The 15,225-nt window shown below is 55.7% G+C and carries 15 protein-coding genes; 10 read left to right on the top strand and 5 right to left on the bottom strand.

All coding sequences use genetic code 11. The annotated features are described in order from the left end of the window. Positions 1-74: 74 nt before the first annotated feature. The 6 genes from B4O97_RS06580 (at position 75) to B4O97_RS06555 (ending at position 6,175) form a co-directional block, all read left to right on the top strand. Positions 75-1,532 carry a sugar ABC transporter ATP-binding protein gene (locus tag B4O97_RS06580; RefSeq protein WP_083049386.1) on the top strand — a complete coding sequence of 486 codons (1,458 nt, stop codon included), beginning with the start codon at positions 75-77 and terminating at the stop codon, positions 1,530-1,532. A gap of 20 nt (positions 1,533-1,552) precedes the next feature. Beyond that, complete coding sequence (locus tag B4O97_RS06575; RefSeq protein ID WP_198947025.1) at positions 1,553-2,524, top strand: ABC transporter permease; 972 nt, start codon at positions 1,553-1,555, stop codon at positions 2,522-2,524. Then, positions 2,517-3,491 (top strand): ABC transporter permease, encoded by a 975-nt coding sequence (locus B4O97_RS06570; protein ID WP_083049384.1) that lies wholly within the window; start codon positions 2,517-2,519, stop codon positions 3,489-3,491. The genes B4O97_RS06575 and B4O97_RS06570 overlap by 8 nt, the downstream gene beginning before the upstream one ends. Beyond that, positions 3,492-4,184, top strand: coding sequence for a cyclase family protein (locus B4O97_RS06565; protein ID WP_083049383.1), 693 nt, complete (start codon positions 3,492-3,494; stop codon positions 4,182-4,184). Beyond that, a complete protein-coding gene (locus B4O97_RS06560) occupies positions 4,181-5,320 on the top strand; it encodes a M24 family metallopeptidase (protein WP_083049381.1) in 1,140 nt (379 codons plus the stop codon). The genes B4O97_RS06565 and B4O97_RS06560 overlap by 4 nt, the downstream gene beginning before the upstream one ends. A gap of 87 nt (positions 5,321-5,407) precedes the next feature. Then, entirely contained in the window at positions 5,408-6,175 is a 768-nt protein-coding gene (locus tag B4O97_RS06555) for an SDR family NAD(P)-dependent oxidoreductase (RefSeq protein ID WP_083049380.1), read from the top strand. On the opposite strand, the gene B4O97_RS06550 is transcribed toward B4O97_RS06555, so the two are convergent. Beyond that, positions 6,159-7,178 (bottom strand): histidine kinase dimerization/phosphoacceptor domain -containing protein, encoded by a 1,020-nt coding sequence (locus B4O97_RS06550; RefSeq protein WP_083049378.1) that lies wholly within the window; start codon positions 7,176-7,178, stop codon positions 6,159-6,161. The genes B4O97_RS06555 and B4O97_RS06550 overlap by 17 nt on opposite strands. A 146-nt stretch (positions 7,179-7,324) precedes the next feature. On the opposite strand from B4O97_RS06550, the gene B4O97_RS06545 reads away from it, so the two are divergent. The 3 genes from B4O97_RS06545 to B4O97_RS06535 all read left to right on the top strand — a co-directional run bounded on the left by B4O97_RS06545 (position 7,325) and on the right by B4O97_RS06535 (position 10,644). Beyond that, positions 7,325-9,196 (top strand): methyl-accepting chemotaxis protein, encoded by a 1,872-nt coding sequence (locus tag B4O97_RS06545; protein ID WP_083049376.1) that lies wholly within the window; start codon positions 7,325-7,327, stop codon positions 9,194-9,196. Between the two features lie 23 nt (positions 9,197-9,219). Further along, on the top strand, positions 9,220-10,038 hold the full coding sequence (gene zupT, locus B4O97_RS06540; protein ID WP_083049375.1) for a zinc transporter ZupT: 819 nt from the start codon (positions 9,220-9,222) through the stop codon (positions 10,036-10,038). A 99-nt stretch (positions 10,039-10,137) separates the two neighbouring features. After that, a complete protein-coding gene (locus B4O97_RS06535) occupies positions 10,138-10,644 on the top strand; it encodes a methylglyoxal synthase (RefSeq protein WP_083049373.1) in 507 nt (168 codons plus the stop codon). Here B4O97_RS06535 and B4O97_RS06530 read toward each other — a convergent pair. From B4O97_RS06530 to B4O97_RS06515, 4 genes are read right to left on the bottom strand one after another with little or no spacing between them, the layout of a single operon-like run. Beyond that, on the bottom strand, positions 10,616-11,893 hold the full coding sequence (locus tag B4O97_RS06530) for a sensor histidine kinase (protein ID WP_083049372.1): 1,278 nt from the start codon (positions 11,891-11,893) through the stop codon (positions 10,616-10,618). The genes B4O97_RS06535 and B4O97_RS06530 overlap by 29 nt on opposite strands. Further along, positions 11,890-12,573, bottom strand: coding sequence for a response regulator transcription factor (locus B4O97_RS06525; protein WP_083049370.1), 684 nt, complete (start codon positions 12,571-12,573; stop codon positions 11,890-11,892). The genes B4O97_RS06530 and B4O97_RS06525 overlap by 4 nt, the downstream gene beginning before the upstream one ends. 10 nt (positions 12,574-12,583) lie before the next feature. Continuing rightward, on the bottom strand, positions 12,584-13,315 hold the full coding sequence (locus tag B4O97_RS06520) for a hypothetical protein (protein WP_083049369.1): 732 nt from the start codon (positions 13,313-13,315) through the stop codon (positions 12,584-12,586). A gap of 1 nt (position 13,316) precedes the next feature. Next, the gene (locus tag B4O97_RS06515) at positions 13,317-14,156 is read right to left on the bottom strand and encodes a 4Fe-4S binding protein (protein WP_083049367.1); all 840 of its coding nucleotides are present in this window, start codon (positions 14,154-14,156) and stop codon (positions 13,317-13,319) included. Positions 14,157-14,377: 221 nt separating this feature from the next. On the opposite strand from B4O97_RS06515, the gene B4O97_RS06510 reads away from it, so the two are divergent. Next, positions 14,378-15,166 carry a DUF2202 domain-containing protein gene (locus B4O97_RS06510; RefSeq protein ID WP_083049366.1) on the top strand — a complete coding sequence of 263 codons (789 nt, stop codon included), beginning with the start codon at positions 14,378-14,380 and terminating at the stop codon, positions 15,164-15,166. Positions 15,167-15,225 lie beyond the last annotated feature (59 nt).

The raw sequence follows: 15,225 nt of genomic DNA, 5'->3' as shown, positions 1-15,225 counted from the left end.
CTGATTTCATGTATCGGTCTCCTGCCCCTAAGGCAGGAGACCCTTGATTAATTGACGAGGGATATGGGTCGAAAATGAAAACCATCATTGAACTGAAAAACATAAGCAAATATTTCATGAGTTCCCGGGCACTCCATCAGGTTGATCTGTCAATTTTTGAGGGAGAGTGTCTTGGTATTGTCGGACATAACGGGGCGGGAAAATCCACCATGGTGAACATCCTGACCGGAACCTATCCGCCGACGGAAGGGGAACTCTATATTGACGGAGAGCTTCAGCCCCCCGGATACGATATATTCAGTGCCAACAGCCAGGGTATCCGCGTAGTATTTCAGGAGCTGAGTCTCTGCCCGAACCTGACAGTGGCGGAAAACATCAAGGTCTTTCATCCCAATATATCCGGATTTGGATGGAAAAAGCTGGCCCGGGAGATGATTATATCATCCCTGGACGAGATTTTCCCCGACCACGGTATTCACCCCGATTCAGTTGTAAGCAGTCTGACCCTGGGACAGCGCCAGATGGTGGAGATTGCCAAGGCCTTTACCGCCCCCGACAAGCCTCTGCGGCTGGTTATCCTGGACGAACCGACAAGTGCCCTGGACCATAAACGGTCCCAGCAGCTGATCGATTACCTGGACACCCTGCGGGAAAAGAAGCTGAGTGTAATCTATATATCCCATCTGCTTGACGAGGTCCTGGCTTCCACGGACCGGATCGTCGTAATGAAGGACGGTATCAAGGTCGGAGTGGAGGAGACGGCGACCTCGAGCCGGGAAAGCATTATTGAACTTATGGGAGAGGCGAAGGCCGATATAGCCAAGGAATCCGCGGCGGAGACCGCCCTCGCTTCGAAAAAAGACCAGGGCGCAGCGGAAAAGAAGCTCGTGATCGAACCACGGAAGCAGAACGGAGAGGTAAAACTCAGGGTCCATGAAGGCGAAATCGTGGGACTTACCGGCCTTGCGGGCCATGGACAGACTGCTCTGCTGATAGAACTTTTTGACGGGCGGAAGAACCCGGATTACCAGGTTCACGCTCCGGTTACCTTTCTTCCCGGGGACCGGCAGGCCGACGGAGTCTTTCCGATCTGGTCCATAACCAGGAATATCACTGTTCAGGTCTACAACAAGGTCCGGAAGCTGTTTCTGATCGACTCCGCCAGGGAAGAGAATATCGCCAGGCGATGGCGGGACGAGATCGATATCAAGGCCGGTTCCATCGAAGACAATATTCTGAGTTTGAGCGGCGGAAACCAGCAGAAGGCGATCTTTTCCCGCTGTCTTGAGTCCTCGGCAAAGATTGTACTCATGGATGATCCGACCCGGGGAGTCGATGTGGGGACCAAGGAGGTTATCTACCGCCGCATTCTGAAGGAACGGGAAGCAGGCAGGAGCTTCGTCTGGTACACCACCGAGATGGACGAACTGCAGTACTGCGATCGTCTGTATGTTTTCAAGGGCGGAAAGATCATCGCCGAGCTCCTCGCGTCCGAAGCGAGCGAAGAAGATATTCTTAAAGCATCATTTTAAGAGATAAGAGAAGAGAGTATATGGAAAACAAGCTGGGAGAAAAAAGAATGAGCCTGCGGCGCAAGGGTCGCGCCCGGGACGTCCTCATGCCCCTGATGTCTATACTGATTGTATTTGTCCCGATTCTCGTACTGCGGCCGAGGGTTATCAACTACACCGGATTCAATCTGCTGTTCAATATGGCGATTCCCGTAGCCCTGGCAACGATAGCGCAGATGTTCGCCATGACGATCTCGGAGATCGATCTGTCCATCGGAAACCTGGTGAGCCTGGTCACCTGCATAGCCGGATCCCTCCTTCCCACCAGACCCCTGCTGGGAATCCTGCTGCTCTTCGGCATCATTGCCGTATATATGCTGGTCGGTGCGGTACTCTATCTGCGGAACCTGCAGTCCATCGTCGTTACCATCGGAATGTCCTTCATATGGACCGGGCTCGCGATAATGATCCAGCCTCATCCGGGGGGAAACGTACCTGAGTTCCTGGTCGGCGCCATGAACATGAGAACCCCTGTGGTTCCGATGCCGATTTTCTTTCTGGTTATCCTGGCAATTCTGCTGCACGTGCTGCTCTTCAAGTCCAGTTTCGGAATTCTCCTTCGGGGAATGGGGGGCAACAGAAAGGCGATCGAGCAGTCCGGGCATTCCATGCTGAAGCTGCAGATGGCGGTGTTCGGAATGGTCGGCCTCTTCGGGATACTGAGCGGTTTTGCCCTGGCGGGTATAACTACCAGCGCAGACCCGAATATAGCCCGGAACTATACGCTTATTGCTGTTGCCAGCGTGGTTCTGGGGGGCGGAAGCTTCGCCGGGGGAACGGTATCCGCCGTGGGCGTTGTGCTGGGGGCCTGTACCATGACCCTGGTTGGAACCCTGCTCACCTTTCTGCGCATATCTCCGGACTGGCAGATCGGCGCCCAGGGCATAATTATCCTCGCTGTGCTGTTCATCAACAGCCAGCTGAAAAAAAGCGGGAAGGTCCGATATGTCTGATACTGCAGTTAACAACAGAACCCCCGGGGAACTCTTTAAATCTTTCATTTCCATTCGCTGGGCCTGGTCCTATACCGGGGTGGTCATCGTTTTTCTGATGGTTGCCATGGTTTCCCGGAGCCCCTTCCAGACTCTGGCTGCATCAATCAGCTTTGCCTCCTTCTTCGTGCTGGTGGGGCTGGGGCAGATGCTTGTTATCACCAACGGCCCGGGGAATATCGATCTTTCGATTCCCTATACCATTGCCCTGGCGGGGTCCTTTGCCATGAAGGTGATGGGGGGAATGGACAGCGGCATCTTTATGGGAATCCTCGCGGGGATTGCCGCCGGTTCAGCCGTGGGGGCTTTCAACTTCATACTGATCCGTTTTGCCCTGATTCCTCCCATGATCGCGACCCTGGCCTCCAGTTTTATTGTCCGGACCCTGGCTATTGTATTCTTTCGGGGAATGCTTATCAAACCTCCCAGGGGACTGGAGACCTTTGTAAACATAAAGATCCTGCAGGTTCCGATTCTCTTTCTGCTGGTGGTGCTGCTCTCCTTCGCGGTTCATCTGCTCCTGTCCCGTACGGCCTACGGCCGGGGCATTCAGGCTATCGGCCAGAACACCAAGGCCGCCTGGCTGGCGGGGGTCAAGGTCAATTACCGGAAACTCATCACCTACACCCTGAGCGGCATGTTCGCGGGGATTACCGGTGTTCTTCTGGCGGCTTTCTCCGGCGGGGCAACCCTCGGGATGGGTGACGAGTATCTGCTGAACTCCATAGCCGTGGTCGTCCTCGGCGGAACCAGCATCGCCGGAGGCGATTCCAACGTGCAGGGAATCATCGGCGCTTCGGTACTGTTGTACCTTATCGTAAACCTCCTGAATATCATCGGATTCGGTGCCAGTCTCCGGTACATCGTCACCGGGGTAGTCATTGTCGGCATAATTCTGGCCGCCGGTCACGGGAAGGGGCGAAAATAGATGGCAAGTTACTATGATCTGAGTTACGGCTTTGACGAGGACTGTTTTCATCCCTTCGGGTTTCCCTTCTTCCGAAATGTTCAGCACTTTGCAAGCCATGGCTGCAGGCATGCCTTCGCCACCTTCAGCCTCCACACGGCGACCCACATCGATGCTCCCTGGCACATGGTCAGGGACGGACGGCGACTCGACCAGGTTCCCCTGCAGGAACTGATCGGACGGGCTGTGGCCCTGGACCTTTCGGAACATTACGGACCTGAAACCCCGCCTTCCCGGGGAATCAGTGCGGAACAACTCCAGGCGCGGCTGGAAAAGAACAATCTGAGCCTGGAGGCGGGGGACGCCCTGATCGTCTATACCGGACGGGCTCCCCTCTTTCTGAGCGACCCCTCCCGTTATTACGAGGAATACTGCACTCTCGATGAGGGGGCTTCACAATGGGCGGCGGACAGAGGGGTGCGCCTCATCGGAATCGATGCTCCCGACATCGATCTGCGCACTGAATACACTGAGCAGCCCTTCCGGGCCGGGAACCACCGCTTCCTGCTGGGACGGGGAATCTACATTATCGAGAACGTGGGCGGGGAGATTACCCGGGTCCTGGATAAAAGCTTCGAACTGATCCCGGCGCCCCTGAAGGTCCAGGGGGAGTTCGCCTCCGGCGCGCCGGTCCGCCTTATAGGACGCCTGTGATTCCCCGGCTTACTGAAGAGGGCTGCCTCGGGCGGAGAAAACAGCTCCTGGACAGCGTTACAAGCGATTGTATTGTTCTGGCCAATCCCCGGCATGTCTGTTACTACAGCGGTTTCCTGGCCTCGGAACTGACCCTCGCGGGCTGGGGACCCAACTACCTGGTGCTGGACAGGGACGGCAGAAGCATCCTGCTGGTGAACAATTCCGCAGCCGGGAACGCGGAGTTTGCCTTCGCCGACGAGGTCCGCAGCTGGACCTGGTACGATGCTGCGGTGAATCCGGGAAAGCCTGTATGGCGGGAGGGCCTTAAAGCCCTCGCCGCTCTGCTGGAGGAGTTGTCTTCGGGCAGGCAGGAGCTTGTGCTGGGTATCGAGGAAGGTGTCTTTCCCTCAGGGGCCGCTCCGGAAAATACCCGCCTCGAGGATATAAGCGATGCCGTGTATCGTCAACGCAGGGCAAAGGATCCGGATGAACTGGATATCATCAGGGCCATGGTGGACATAACCGGGAAGGGTCATGAACGGGCCAGAGCGGAGCTGAAGGCGGGGATACGGGAGATCGACCTGTACGGGAGAATCTATGAGTCTCTTATCGCTTCCGCCGGCGAAACGGTCAACCTCTTCTGCGATCTTATCAGCGGCCCACGGGCCTGGAGAGCCACGGGACAGCCGGGAACCCGGGCAATCGAAGAGGGGGACCCGGTCATCATCGATCTGAATCCCTACGCCCACGGGTACCGGGCAGACTACACCAGCACCATTGTGGCGGCAGGGAAGCTGACCAAAACATACCGGGACCTGGAGAATGCCCTGCACCGGGCGATTGAAGCGGGGGAGGAGAAACTCCGCCCCGGCGTACCGGCGGGGGAGGTTTTCAAGGCTGTTAAAAAGGCCATCGAGGCAGGCGGTTTTGGAGACTTTTTCGATCACCATGCGGGACACGGTCTTGGCCTCGGACATCCGGAGGCGCCCTTCTTTGTGGCGGACAGCAGGGAACTGCTTGCCGCCGGAGATGTGGTCACCCTGGAACCCGGCGCCTACGGCGAGGGCTTCGGTGCCAGGATAGAACATAACTACCTGATAAGCGACAGCGGTCCTGTGCGCCTGTCATCCCACGATACATCCTTCCTGCTCTGAGACAGGGGTCCGGCTTTATGCCTGACCCCTCTGGCATTTCTGCCCGTCCTCCCGTATAGTATCTGCAAACAAGGTAAAGGAAATCATATGCAGAACCTCTTCGATGTAAAAGATAAAATTGCCCTGGTAACCGGATCGAGCCGCGGTCTGGGCCTCATCCTGGCCCGGGGCCTCGCCGCCAACGGAGCGCGGGTCGTGCTGAACGGGCGTAATCCCGAACAGCTGGAGAAGACCTATAAAGAGATGAAAGGGGAGGGCTACGATGTATACGTATCCTCCTTCGACATCTCCGATGCCCGGTCCATCGATGCCGGTATTCAGGACATCGAAAGCAATTTCGGTCCCATCGATATCCTGGTCAACAATGCGGGAATCCAGTACCGCGCACCCCTGGAGGAGTTCCCCGAAGACCAGTGGCGGAAGATCCTGGATGTCAACCTGACCGGGGCCTTTCTGGTCTCCAGGGCGGTTGTCTCCCGGGGGATGAAGCCCCGGGGAAAAGGCAAGATAATCAACATATGTTCCCTCCAGAGCGATCTGGGACGTTCGACCATCGCACCCTACGCCGCCTCCAAGGGAGGCCTCAAGATGCTGACCCGGGGGATGACGGTGGATTGGGCGAAGTACGGAATCCAGATTAACAGCATAGGCCCCGGATATTTCGCCACGGAAATGACCAAGCCTCTCAAGGATGATCCCGCCTTTGACTCCTGGATCTGCGGCCGCACCCCATCCGGACGCTGGGGAGATCCTGCGGAGCTGATCGGGGCGCTGCTGTTTTTCTCATCCCAGGCCTCGGATTTTGTAAACGGACAGCTTCTGTACGTGGACGGGGGGATTACCGCGGCGATTTAAGGCCTGGAATGCGAAGGATGATGTGCTCATCCTGAACATCCAGCCATTCGGCGGGAATCAGGCTGTGATTCAGCAGCCTGAGCCTGTCCCTTATCGGGCCAAAGGATCCCTCTCCCTGTATCAATATTGTATCTTCAAGAACAGTAAAGCGCAGCGGCCTCAGGTCCCTGAGAATCTCAATCAGGTCCGAGAGGCCGACGGCTACCTCGTTCAGCTTTTCCGCATGTACGGACAGCTTTCCCTGATTATCAATTGCCATCGCCGACGCATCGGTGAGCATTCTGATCAGCTCTGCCATGTCTACCATCCCCGTTTCCGGCGCATCCAGGAGCAGATTGTTGGCTGCGGAGATCGCCCGGGCCCGATGATGCAATCCGCTGCTTCTGTCGATCTCGTCCGAGGAAAGGGCGATCAGACTCTCAAAGGCCTGAAGGTTGTTTTTAACCCTGTGGTGGAGAAGCCGCATGAGGTTCTCCTGTTCCTCGACCTCCTCCTGCAGGGAGCGGAGCAGGAAATAGGTTATAAGGGAGACGGTAACGGAGATCAGCAGCATGTTGGCGGAGATTGCAAACACGCTGAGGGATGGGATTTCATGCTTCAACATGCGGGCCTCGTTCAGTACTCCGTAAATCAGCATTATCAGCTGGGTACAAATGATGGATGTGATAATTATTCGCGGTCTGCTGAACAGGGCCGCAATGAATACCGCACACAGCAGCCATATATGCCCCGCACCGTAGGGTCCTGTCTCGATGAGGACCGCCGCGCCGATAAACAGGGTAACGAAGACCGTGGTAAAAAGACGCAGCTCGTATCTGGCCCCGGGATAAATATAGACCCCCACCAACGAGAGGTAGCCCAGGGTATCTATGACCGCCAGCAGATAGAGCTCGTCGTGCAGGCAGGCGATAAGGCTCGGTATATAGGCTACCGCGCCAAAATAGATTATCGATTTCAGCAGAATACGAAAAAGTTCATCCCTTCTCTGCAGGAAGGCCTTCATCCTTCTAATTGTATTTCTTTAGACAAATTAAAACAACTTTTATAAAAAGTTGTGCGATCTGTCTGCCGATTACTTATACTGGAAAGGTAACGGAAATCTCAGTTCGTATAGGTGCCGATAAAATATTGTGTGCAAGGAATCGAAGTATGAAAGAAAAAAACAGTGTCATTTTAATAGTATATCTGCCGTGGATATTTCTTCTGGGACTTTACAGCCTCGGGTTCGCCTTCTACATGGATCCTTCGATGCTTCCCCGCTTCCTCTCCGCGCTGCTTCCCACGGGCATCCTCATGATGTTCGTGATGGGGATTGTTACGTGCAGGCAGAGGAGGTGCTTTGATCCGCGGATTCTCGGTTCCGAGCAGGATGTGGATGAGGCGGCCCTGAGCGGTCTGGGAGCGGCCCCCCTGGCGATCTTCAAGCTCTTCATCCTTTTCAACCTGGTGCTGGTTATTATTGTCACTCTTGTGTCGATACAGCTCTTCGGAATCGATTCCGCACGCCTGCTGCTCTATTCCGGAATGGCCCTTTCCTACATGCTCCTCGGTGCGGCCTTCGTCTATGTGAGTCTCGATCGAAAGGTTCTGAACTTTCTGCATAATCACAGAATAACCCGCTTTCCTGAATCCTGTCGTCATGACAGGCAGTTCCGCAAGATCATCATCATGCCCTCTTTCATGACATTGATGAACCTGTGTCTGGCCTTTACTTCGGTTCTATTGGAGACTTCCCGGCTGGAGGATCTCCACGCTGCCGCCCTCGCTCAGCAGATTCCCATGCTGGTGGCAAAGATGGTTCTGCCCTGGGGAATCTATGCCTTTATTGTAATGGCCCTGGTATTTGTCTGGGCAAAGAATACCAGTATCCTCTTTTCCCGGGTCCAGCAGCGGGTTGACGCCCTTACCTCGAAGGAGAAGGACCTGACCGGTGCGGTCTTTATCTGTTCCGTGGACGAGATTGCCGCCCTGGCGGGGGGTATAAATCAGTTCATCCGCATGCTTCACGGCAGCATGGTTCAGCTGAAGGAGCATTTTGCCCACCTGGACGGAATCCAGCATGAGCTTCTGAGCGCTGTTCGGGAGGCCGGAGCGGTGGCCGGAGATTCCAGTGAAAGCATTGGCGCCGCAGAGCATGAAATGCGCATTCAGGACCATATAAACGGCGAAGCCATTCACCAGGGAGAAGAGGTCGCACTGGTGGTTTCAAAGATCGGAGAGGCCTTTTCCCGCCAGACCGAAGCGGTTACCGGGGCCATGGAGCATGTCCAGGGGCTCATCGATTCCGTGGAAACCGCAGCGGGCAAAATACTCTCCGTCTCCCGGCAGGGCTCCCGGTTGGAAACCCTCTCTAAAGAGGGAAGCGAAGCGGTCAGCGCCGCCCTGAACTCGGTGCGGGAGGTGGCCACCATGTCCGCCCGGCTGTCGGAGATCAACCAGGCCATTGCATCCATCGCTTCCCAGACCAATCTGCTGGCCATGAATGCCGCCATAGAGGCAGCCCACGCGGGGGATTCCGGGCAGGGTTTCGCCGTAGTGGCCGATGAAATCCGCATGCTTGCCGAAAGCTCCGCCGCCCAGACAAAGGAGAGCAACAACAGCCTTAAACTGGTATCTCAGGAGATCCAGCGGGCTCTTGAGGACGCGGAACGTACAAGTGCCAGTTTCGAACAGATGCAGGCGGGAATCCTGGAGATCGGTGAGGCCTCGGGCAGGATTTCCGAGACCGTTCAGGACCAGGCAAGGGCCAGCCGCAGCATCAGCGGAATGCTCGATGACGCACGGGCCCAGACCGATGCCATCAGTGAACTCTCGGCCAACCTGGAACAGAGGAACGAGGCCCTGCTCGAAGCCCTGCGGCAGGTAGGGGAATCCTCGAAGAAGACCCTGCAGGAGGCTGAACGCATGGGGGTAATGAACCGGGAGGTCCAGGAGCGGATGGAGTCTCTGGTAAAGGCCGCCGAAGAGACCGCGGTAATCCAGACCAATGTCTCTGGTCTGATAGAAGATTTTAAGGTATAAAGCAGCAGGAGAGTTATAAATATATGGACGCATCTGTCATATTGTTCGCCTTCGGGCTTACCCTCTTCGCCGGTCTGTCCACGGGAATCGGCAGTGCCCTCGCTTTTTTTGCCCATAAGACAAACACCCGCTTTCTCTCCGCTGCCCTGGGATTTTCTGCCGGGGTCATGATCTATGTTTCCATGATCGAGATCTTCGTAAAGGCGAAGGATTCCCTCACCGAAGCCCTGGGCGCTACCCGGGGGTACTGGATTACCACCGCCAGTTTTTTCGGCGGGATTCTCCTGATAAGCCTCATAGATAAACTTGTTCCCGGCTTCGAGAATCCCCACGAAGCCCGGGAGATCGAAGAGATGCAGCAGCACGAGGCACAGGAGCACAGGAAAAAGAAGGAACTGATGCGTATGGGCATCTTCTCCGCTCTGGCCATCGGCATCCACAATTTTCCCGAAGGTCTTGCAACCTTCATGGGCGCCCTGAGCGATCCTGCTCTGGGGATCAGCATCGCCGTAGCCATCGCAATACACAATATTCCCGAAGGCATAGCCGTATCGGTACCTATTTACTACGCCACCAACGACAAAAGGAAGGCCTTCGGGCTCTCCTTTCTTTCAGGTTTGTCCGAACCGGTGGGAGCGGCCCTCGGTTTCTTCGTGCTGCTTCCCTTTATGAACGATATTGTGTTCGGTATTATCTTCGCCTCCGTTGCCGGCATAATGGTCTACATTTCCCTGGACGAACTGCTGCCCACCGCGGAGAAGTACGGAGAACACCATATCGCAATCTACGGCGTTATTCTGGGTATGGTGGTAATGGCTTTCAGCCTTCTGATGTTTGCCTGACATATTAGTTTTATGTAAAAAAGGTTTCCCGGTACTGGTTATTTAAATAAAGGTTGTTACCTTTTACGTAAGTAAATAGCCGGAAAGAGGGGGAGCCCCATGAAACTGAAAAAGAATATTGCCCTGGTTGCTCACGATAATCGTAAAAGTGATCTCCTTGAATGGGTCGGATGGAACTGGGAGCTTCTTTCACAACATAACCTGATCTGTACCGGAACCACCGGGCGGCTGGTGGAGACCTGTCTGCAGGAACGCCTGCCCGATGGAAAGCCCAAAGCCCTTTCCATACGGATTCTCAAATCCGGGCCTCTTGGCGGGGATCAGCAGCTGGGATCTCATATAGTCGACGGGCTTATCGATATGATCATATTCTTCTGGGACCCCATGGAACCTCAGCCCCATGATGTGGACGTAAAGGCGCTTTTAAGAATAGCGGTTCTGTACAATGTTCTTACTGCCTGTAACCGTTCAACGGCGGATTTTCTTATTTCTTCGCCTTTACTGTCCGGACCCTACGAGCGAATTCTGAAGGATTACAGCAATTATATCGACAGGAATATTCCCGAAGGGACAGGACTCACTGTGACTGCGGTTTCGGGAGGGTAATTGTAAAAGCTACTCCCCGGGGTTTCAGGTTTTCGGCGCTGATGCAGCCGCCGTGACGCTGGACAATCTCCCGGCTTATGTTCAGTCCCAGGCCCGTACCGGGGGTGGAGCGGCTGTACTCTCCCCGGTAAAAGCGCTGGAAAATTTTCTCCAGCTGATCTTCCGGTATATGAGGTCCGTCGTTGCTGATTTTAAGGACCGTCTCGTCCTGATCTCCTGCTGTAATCTCCATAAAGATTGATGCTCCGGGGCCGGCGTAGACAAGGGCATTTCCCAGGATGTTTTCCACGGCCCGTCGAATCAGGTTTCCGTCGGCGTAAAAATAGGGGATCTTCGCGGAGCAGGTGAGACTGCTGCCCCCTTCGGCCAGACGGGTTTCAAAGGTTCTGTATGTCTCCCTGCAGAAGTTCTCGCCGGATATCGCATCAATCTGGAGCTCCTTCAGGTTTTCGATTCTGGAGAGTTCGCTTACCGAGGCTATCATGGCTTCCAGCCGTTCAAGCTCCTTAAGGGTGCGCTGGTATCGTTCCGGCCCTGCTTCCAGTACACCGTCCCGCATCCCTTCGAGCTGTCCCCGCAATCCGCTCAAGGGGGTCCTCAGGTCGTGGGCGATATTCTGCATCCACTGCTGCTTGTACTCCTCCTCGCCTGCGAGAATGGTTCCAACCCTGTTCAGGCTGACGGAAATCTCCGAAAGCTCCCGGACCGGGAAGTCACGAATCTCCGGAGCCTTCAGGCCCCTCAGCTGCTGTATGTCTCTTCGCAGTACCGAGACAGGTCCGGCGATTCCCCGGGCTGTGCGTACCGCTGCAAGCACTGCGATTCCCAGGGAGGCAAACATCGAAAAGGCAAGCAGGATTCCCAGGGAAGCAAGAAAGAGCCGGTTTGACCGGGTATCGAGAAAACGGATCTCCCCGGCATAATAGTATCCGATTACCTGCCCGTCATAGCGGACCGGCCGGTAGTCCGTCTCGGGGATAGTGCGTCCCCGCCCGCGGTTGGAGTAGACAAGCTCCCGGTCGGCGGAAAAGACAAAAAAGGGCCCCGAGTGCTGCGGATTTTCAGCGCTGATCTCCGCGGGATTAATAAGAATACGCTGTGCCAGCTCATCCAGGCGGTGTATCTGGCTGCGGGAGTAGCTTTCCAGAACAGGAACTATTCCAGCCCCCAGAATGAGTATCTGCACGCTGATCAGGATAAGAAAAGCGGCAAGAAAACTGCGGAGCAGCCAGGAATAGGCGGACTTCATCCGCTCTCCCCGTTAAAACGGTAGCCGAATCCCCGGACCGTCTCTATCCAGCCCTCGTTTTCCATCTTGCGGCGCAGATTCTTTATATGGGTATCGATGGTGCGTTCAGATCCTTCCGCCACAGAACCGAGACAGGACTCCAGCAGCTGCAGGCGGGAAAATACCTGTGGCTGCCTTTCTGCCAGGTGAACAAGGATGTTCCATTCCGCCGCCGTCAGCGAGAGACCGGTCCCGTCTATGCTGATCCGGTGTTTTTCCCGGTCTATCTCCAGCCGCGAGCCCTCCAGTTGGAAAACCAGGCCTTTTTCGTCTCCTTCAGATGAGGTCCGGGCCAGGATTTTCCTGATCCGCAGGACCACCTCCCGGGGAGAGAAGGGCTTTACAACATAATCGTCCGCCCCGATCTCGAGGCCGGTAATGCGGTCGGATTCCTGGTCCCGGGCCGTAAGGAAGAGGATGGGGATATCCTTGCGGGATTTTACCTGTTTGGCGAAGAGGAAGCCGTCGCCGTCGGGAAGCATCACATCCAGCACCAGCAGGTCCGGTGTCCTGCGTTTGAGTTCCGATTCCGCGGGACCGAGGGATCCGAACTCACGGACATCTATTCCCTCGAGTTTCAGGTATCCTGCCAGGGCATCTCTGACGTTGTCGTTGTCTTCTACTATAAAAACTTCCGCCACGCCTGTCCTCTTATTGTGTGTTCAACAGCTCCTGCAGGGCTGTCCGGTAGACCGAGAACTCGAGTCCCTGTTCCTTGACGTAATCCCGAACCGTCACGGTCCGGGGGCCCATGGGGATTCCCAGCACCCCTTCAATCTGCTCGCGGGTAAGCCCCCATTCCAGGAGTTCCCCGAAGGTGGTGTTTCCTTTCACTTCTCCGGCAGCAGCGCTTTCCTCAGTATTCTCCGGCACAGCTTCCTCAGGTGCCGCGGGAACAAGATCCTGCGGTTCCGCCGTGATTCCCCGAAGACTGTCGATATCGGCGGGCGCAAGTTTCTCTTTCAGGAGATCCAGGGCCGGAGCGGGAAGCCGGGTTGTCTCTTCCGCAGTATAAGGAAGTCCCAGGTAGAGGGCGGTAAAGAGCCGGACAGAGTCGGTACCGATCTCCCCTCCATCGGGGAGTTCTCCGTAACTTTCCTCCAGTTCCTTTACCTGGTAGGCAGCCGGGGCCTTGTCGGGTCCAAGGGCAAAGGCTTTGCCCAGCACCTGTGCGGGGACCCCGAAGGTATCTTCGATGTCGCCGAAGGTATAGGACCCGCGGATATCCGCCGGATTGTACTCCCCGGCAAACTCCCCGGATTCGTAGCGGGCCGGTTCTTTGGATGCTTCGGTACGCCACAGGTTGAAGGCCATGGAGAGACCGATACCCGAAACAAAGACAGCAACGATTATTACCGCCAGCAGGGGGGAACGTACTTTCATGCTATACCTCCGCCTTTTTTATGCTGATGTTTCCGGCTGCAAGTTCCACCGTTGCCGGTACGGGGCAGGCGGTTTCGCTGGAGCATTCCAGGCAACTGATGCACTGGTGGTCCCGTACCCTGCCTGCGGTGGAGACCTGTATGTTCATGGGACAGGCCCGGTCGCAGGCCCTGCAGTTGATACAGGTATCCGTATTTCGTTTGATCCCGAAGACCCGGACAATATTGAAGAGCCCCAGAACGGCCCCGTAGGGGCAGGCGTATTTACAGAAAGGCCGTTCAACAAAGAGGGCTGCCAGCAGGACCAGGGCCAGAATGACAAAGGCGGAGACCGCTACCTCTCCGGTCCAGAAGTTGAAGAGGGCGTAGTAGGGATCGTAGTCCGCAAATACCAGGACCCCGGAAACGGCTGTGGCGTAAATGACCCATCCCAGTACCAGATAGCGCAGATAGCGTAAATAGCGGTCCGCCGCCCGGGGAATAAAATTGTTGTGCCGTTTGCCGAATAGCCTGCGCCCGATCCGGGAGATAAACTCCTGCACCGTACCCAGGGGACAGATCCATCCGCAGAAGACCGGGCCGAAGGCCAGGGCCAGGGCGAATACGATTATCATCAGAATAAAGGATGATTCATGGATCTTTTTCGTGAAGGTTCCGGCTGCAGCATACTGATAGATCGATACCACCCCGCCGAAGGGGCAGACCGCATGCAGCGATGCCGAACCAACTAAAGGAATCTCGATTCCCCGCTCTTCCAGGGTGTGGTTGACCGCGATCAGGGTAATAAGGAGCAGGAAAAAAATCTGCACCACCCTGCGCAGGGATATGCCCTTTCTCTTCATTTGTCGTTTCTCTCCTTGTGTAAAGGCCTCCGGGCCCACGTTACAGTATACACCTTAGCGTCGGTTCATGGAGAAATAGTGGGCAGACTGTGAAGATTGAGTGAAGAAACAGCGGCTCAAATACACATTCTTTTCAAATGTGCTTCACCGCATCTCCACACAGCTCCGGTAGCTTGTACCTGTAAGGATCAAGAAACAAAACCATTCATCGGAGGTAAAAGATGAAGAAGCTGATCACTGTTACCATTGTCATGATGTTTGCCGGACTGTTCCTCGTTGCGGCGGGCCAGCAGGATACGAACTATGAACGGGGCTTGAGAAACGGAACCGGCCGGGGAGCCGGAATGGCTGTTCCGGGACGCGGGAACGGACCCGGCAGGGCTGCCGCCGGAGGGCAGGGGGGGAGCTACGGTTTCGATTCCCGCTTTACCGATGACCTGAAGTCTGTTCTGGCGGATGCAGATACGGGCAGTCTGTCACAGCAGGAGGCGGAAGGACTGCTGTTCATGTGGGAGGAGGAGAAACTCGCCAGGGACGTATACCAGGAACTCTACGAAACCTGGAACCTTCCTGTTTTTCGCAATATCGCCATGAGTGAAGAGCAACACATGGAGTCCGTGGGAATGCTCCTGGATGCCTACGGTCTCGAAAAAGCCGGAACAGGTGATGCCGGGGTGTACGAAGACAGCGGCCTCGTCAGTCTGTATGCGGACCTCACTGCCAGGGGAAAGACCTCAGTGGTGGATGCCCTGAAGGTCGGGGCCCTCATCGAGGACCTGGACATTCATGATCTGCAGCAGAACCTGGAGCTGACGGACAACGATGATATCAGCATCCTGTACCAGAACCTGATGAAAGGTTCGAGGAACCATCTGCGCTCCTTCCTGCGGCAGCTCGACCGCGAGGGGGTGGAATACGAGGCGCAGTACATAAGCCCCGAATACCTGGAGAGAATCCTGAGCATCAACCAGGAGAACGCGGTAATACGGGATCCGGATTATATGCTATAATCACCCTGTCTGAGCTCCCTATACGATTTCTGTTGCAATTTACCGAATAATCAGATACT

The sequence above is a fragment of the Marispirochaeta aestuarii genome, from assembly GCF_002087085.1.
In the GTDB taxonomy this organism is placed as follows: domain Bacteria; phylum Spirochaetota; class Spirochaetia; order JC444; family Marispirochaetaceae; genus Marispirochaeta; species Marispirochaeta aestuarii.
Note: the sequence above shows the minus strand (reverse complement) of the source record. Positions and strands in the feature narration are given on the sequence as shown.

What these genes read in the sequence shown, in the direction of transcription:
- B4O97_RS06565 (WP_083049383.1), top strand. Translation starts at nt 3,492, where the DNA reads ATGGCAAGTTACTATGATCTGAGTTACGGCTTTGACGAGGACTGTTTT.
- B4O97_RS06570 (WP_083049384.1), top strand. Translation starts at nt 2,517, where the DNA reads ATGTCTGATACTGCAGTTAACAACAGAACCCCCGGGGAACTCTTTAAA.
- B4O97_RS06530 (WP_083049372.1), bottom strand. Translation starts at nt 11,893, where the DNA reads ATGAAGTCCGCCTATTCCTGGCTGCTCCGCAGTTTTCTTGCCGCTTTT.
- B4O97_RS06545 (WP_083049376.1), top strand. Translation starts at nt 7,325, where the DNA reads ATGAAAGAAAAAAACAGTGTCATTTTAATAGTATATCTGCCGTGGATA.
- B4O97_RS06515 (WP_083049367.1), bottom strand. Translation starts at nt 14,156, where the DNA reads ATGAAGAGAAAGGGCATATCCCTGCGCAGGGTGGTGCAGATTTTTTTC.
- zupT (WP_083049375.1), top strand. Translation starts at nt 9,220, where the DNA reads ATGGACGCATCTGTCATATTGTTCGCCTTCGGGCTTACCCTCTTCGCC.
- B4O97_RS06520 (WP_083049369.1), bottom strand. Translation starts at nt 13,315, where the DNA reads ATGAAAGTACGTTCCCCCCTGCTGGCGGTAATAATCGTTGCTGTCTTT.
- B4O97_RS06555 (WP_083049380.1), top strand. Translation starts at nt 5,408, where the DNA reads ATGCAGAACCTCTTCGATGTAAAAGATAAAATTGCCCTGGTAACCGGA.
- B4O97_RS06550 (WP_083049378.1), bottom strand. Translation starts at nt 7,178, where the DNA reads ATGAAGGCCTTCCTGCAGAGAAGGGATGAACTTTTTCGTATTCTGCTG.
- B4O97_RS06575 (WP_198947025.1), top strand. Translation starts at nt 1,553, where the DNA reads ATGGAAAACAAGCTGGGAGAAAAAAGAATGAGCCTGCGGCGCAAGGGT.
- B4O97_RS06580 (WP_083049386.1), top strand. Translation starts at nt 75, where the DNA reads ATGAAAACCATCATTGAACTGAAAAACATAAGCAAATATTTCATGAGT.
- B4O97_RS06510 (WP_083049366.1), top strand. Translation starts at nt 14,378, where the DNA reads ATGAAGAAGCTGATCACTGTTACCATTGTCATGATGTTTGCCGGACTG.
- B4O97_RS06535 (WP_083049373.1), top strand. Translation starts at nt 10,138, where the DNA reads ATGAAACTGAAAAAGAATATTGCCCTGGTTGCTCACGATAATCGTAAA.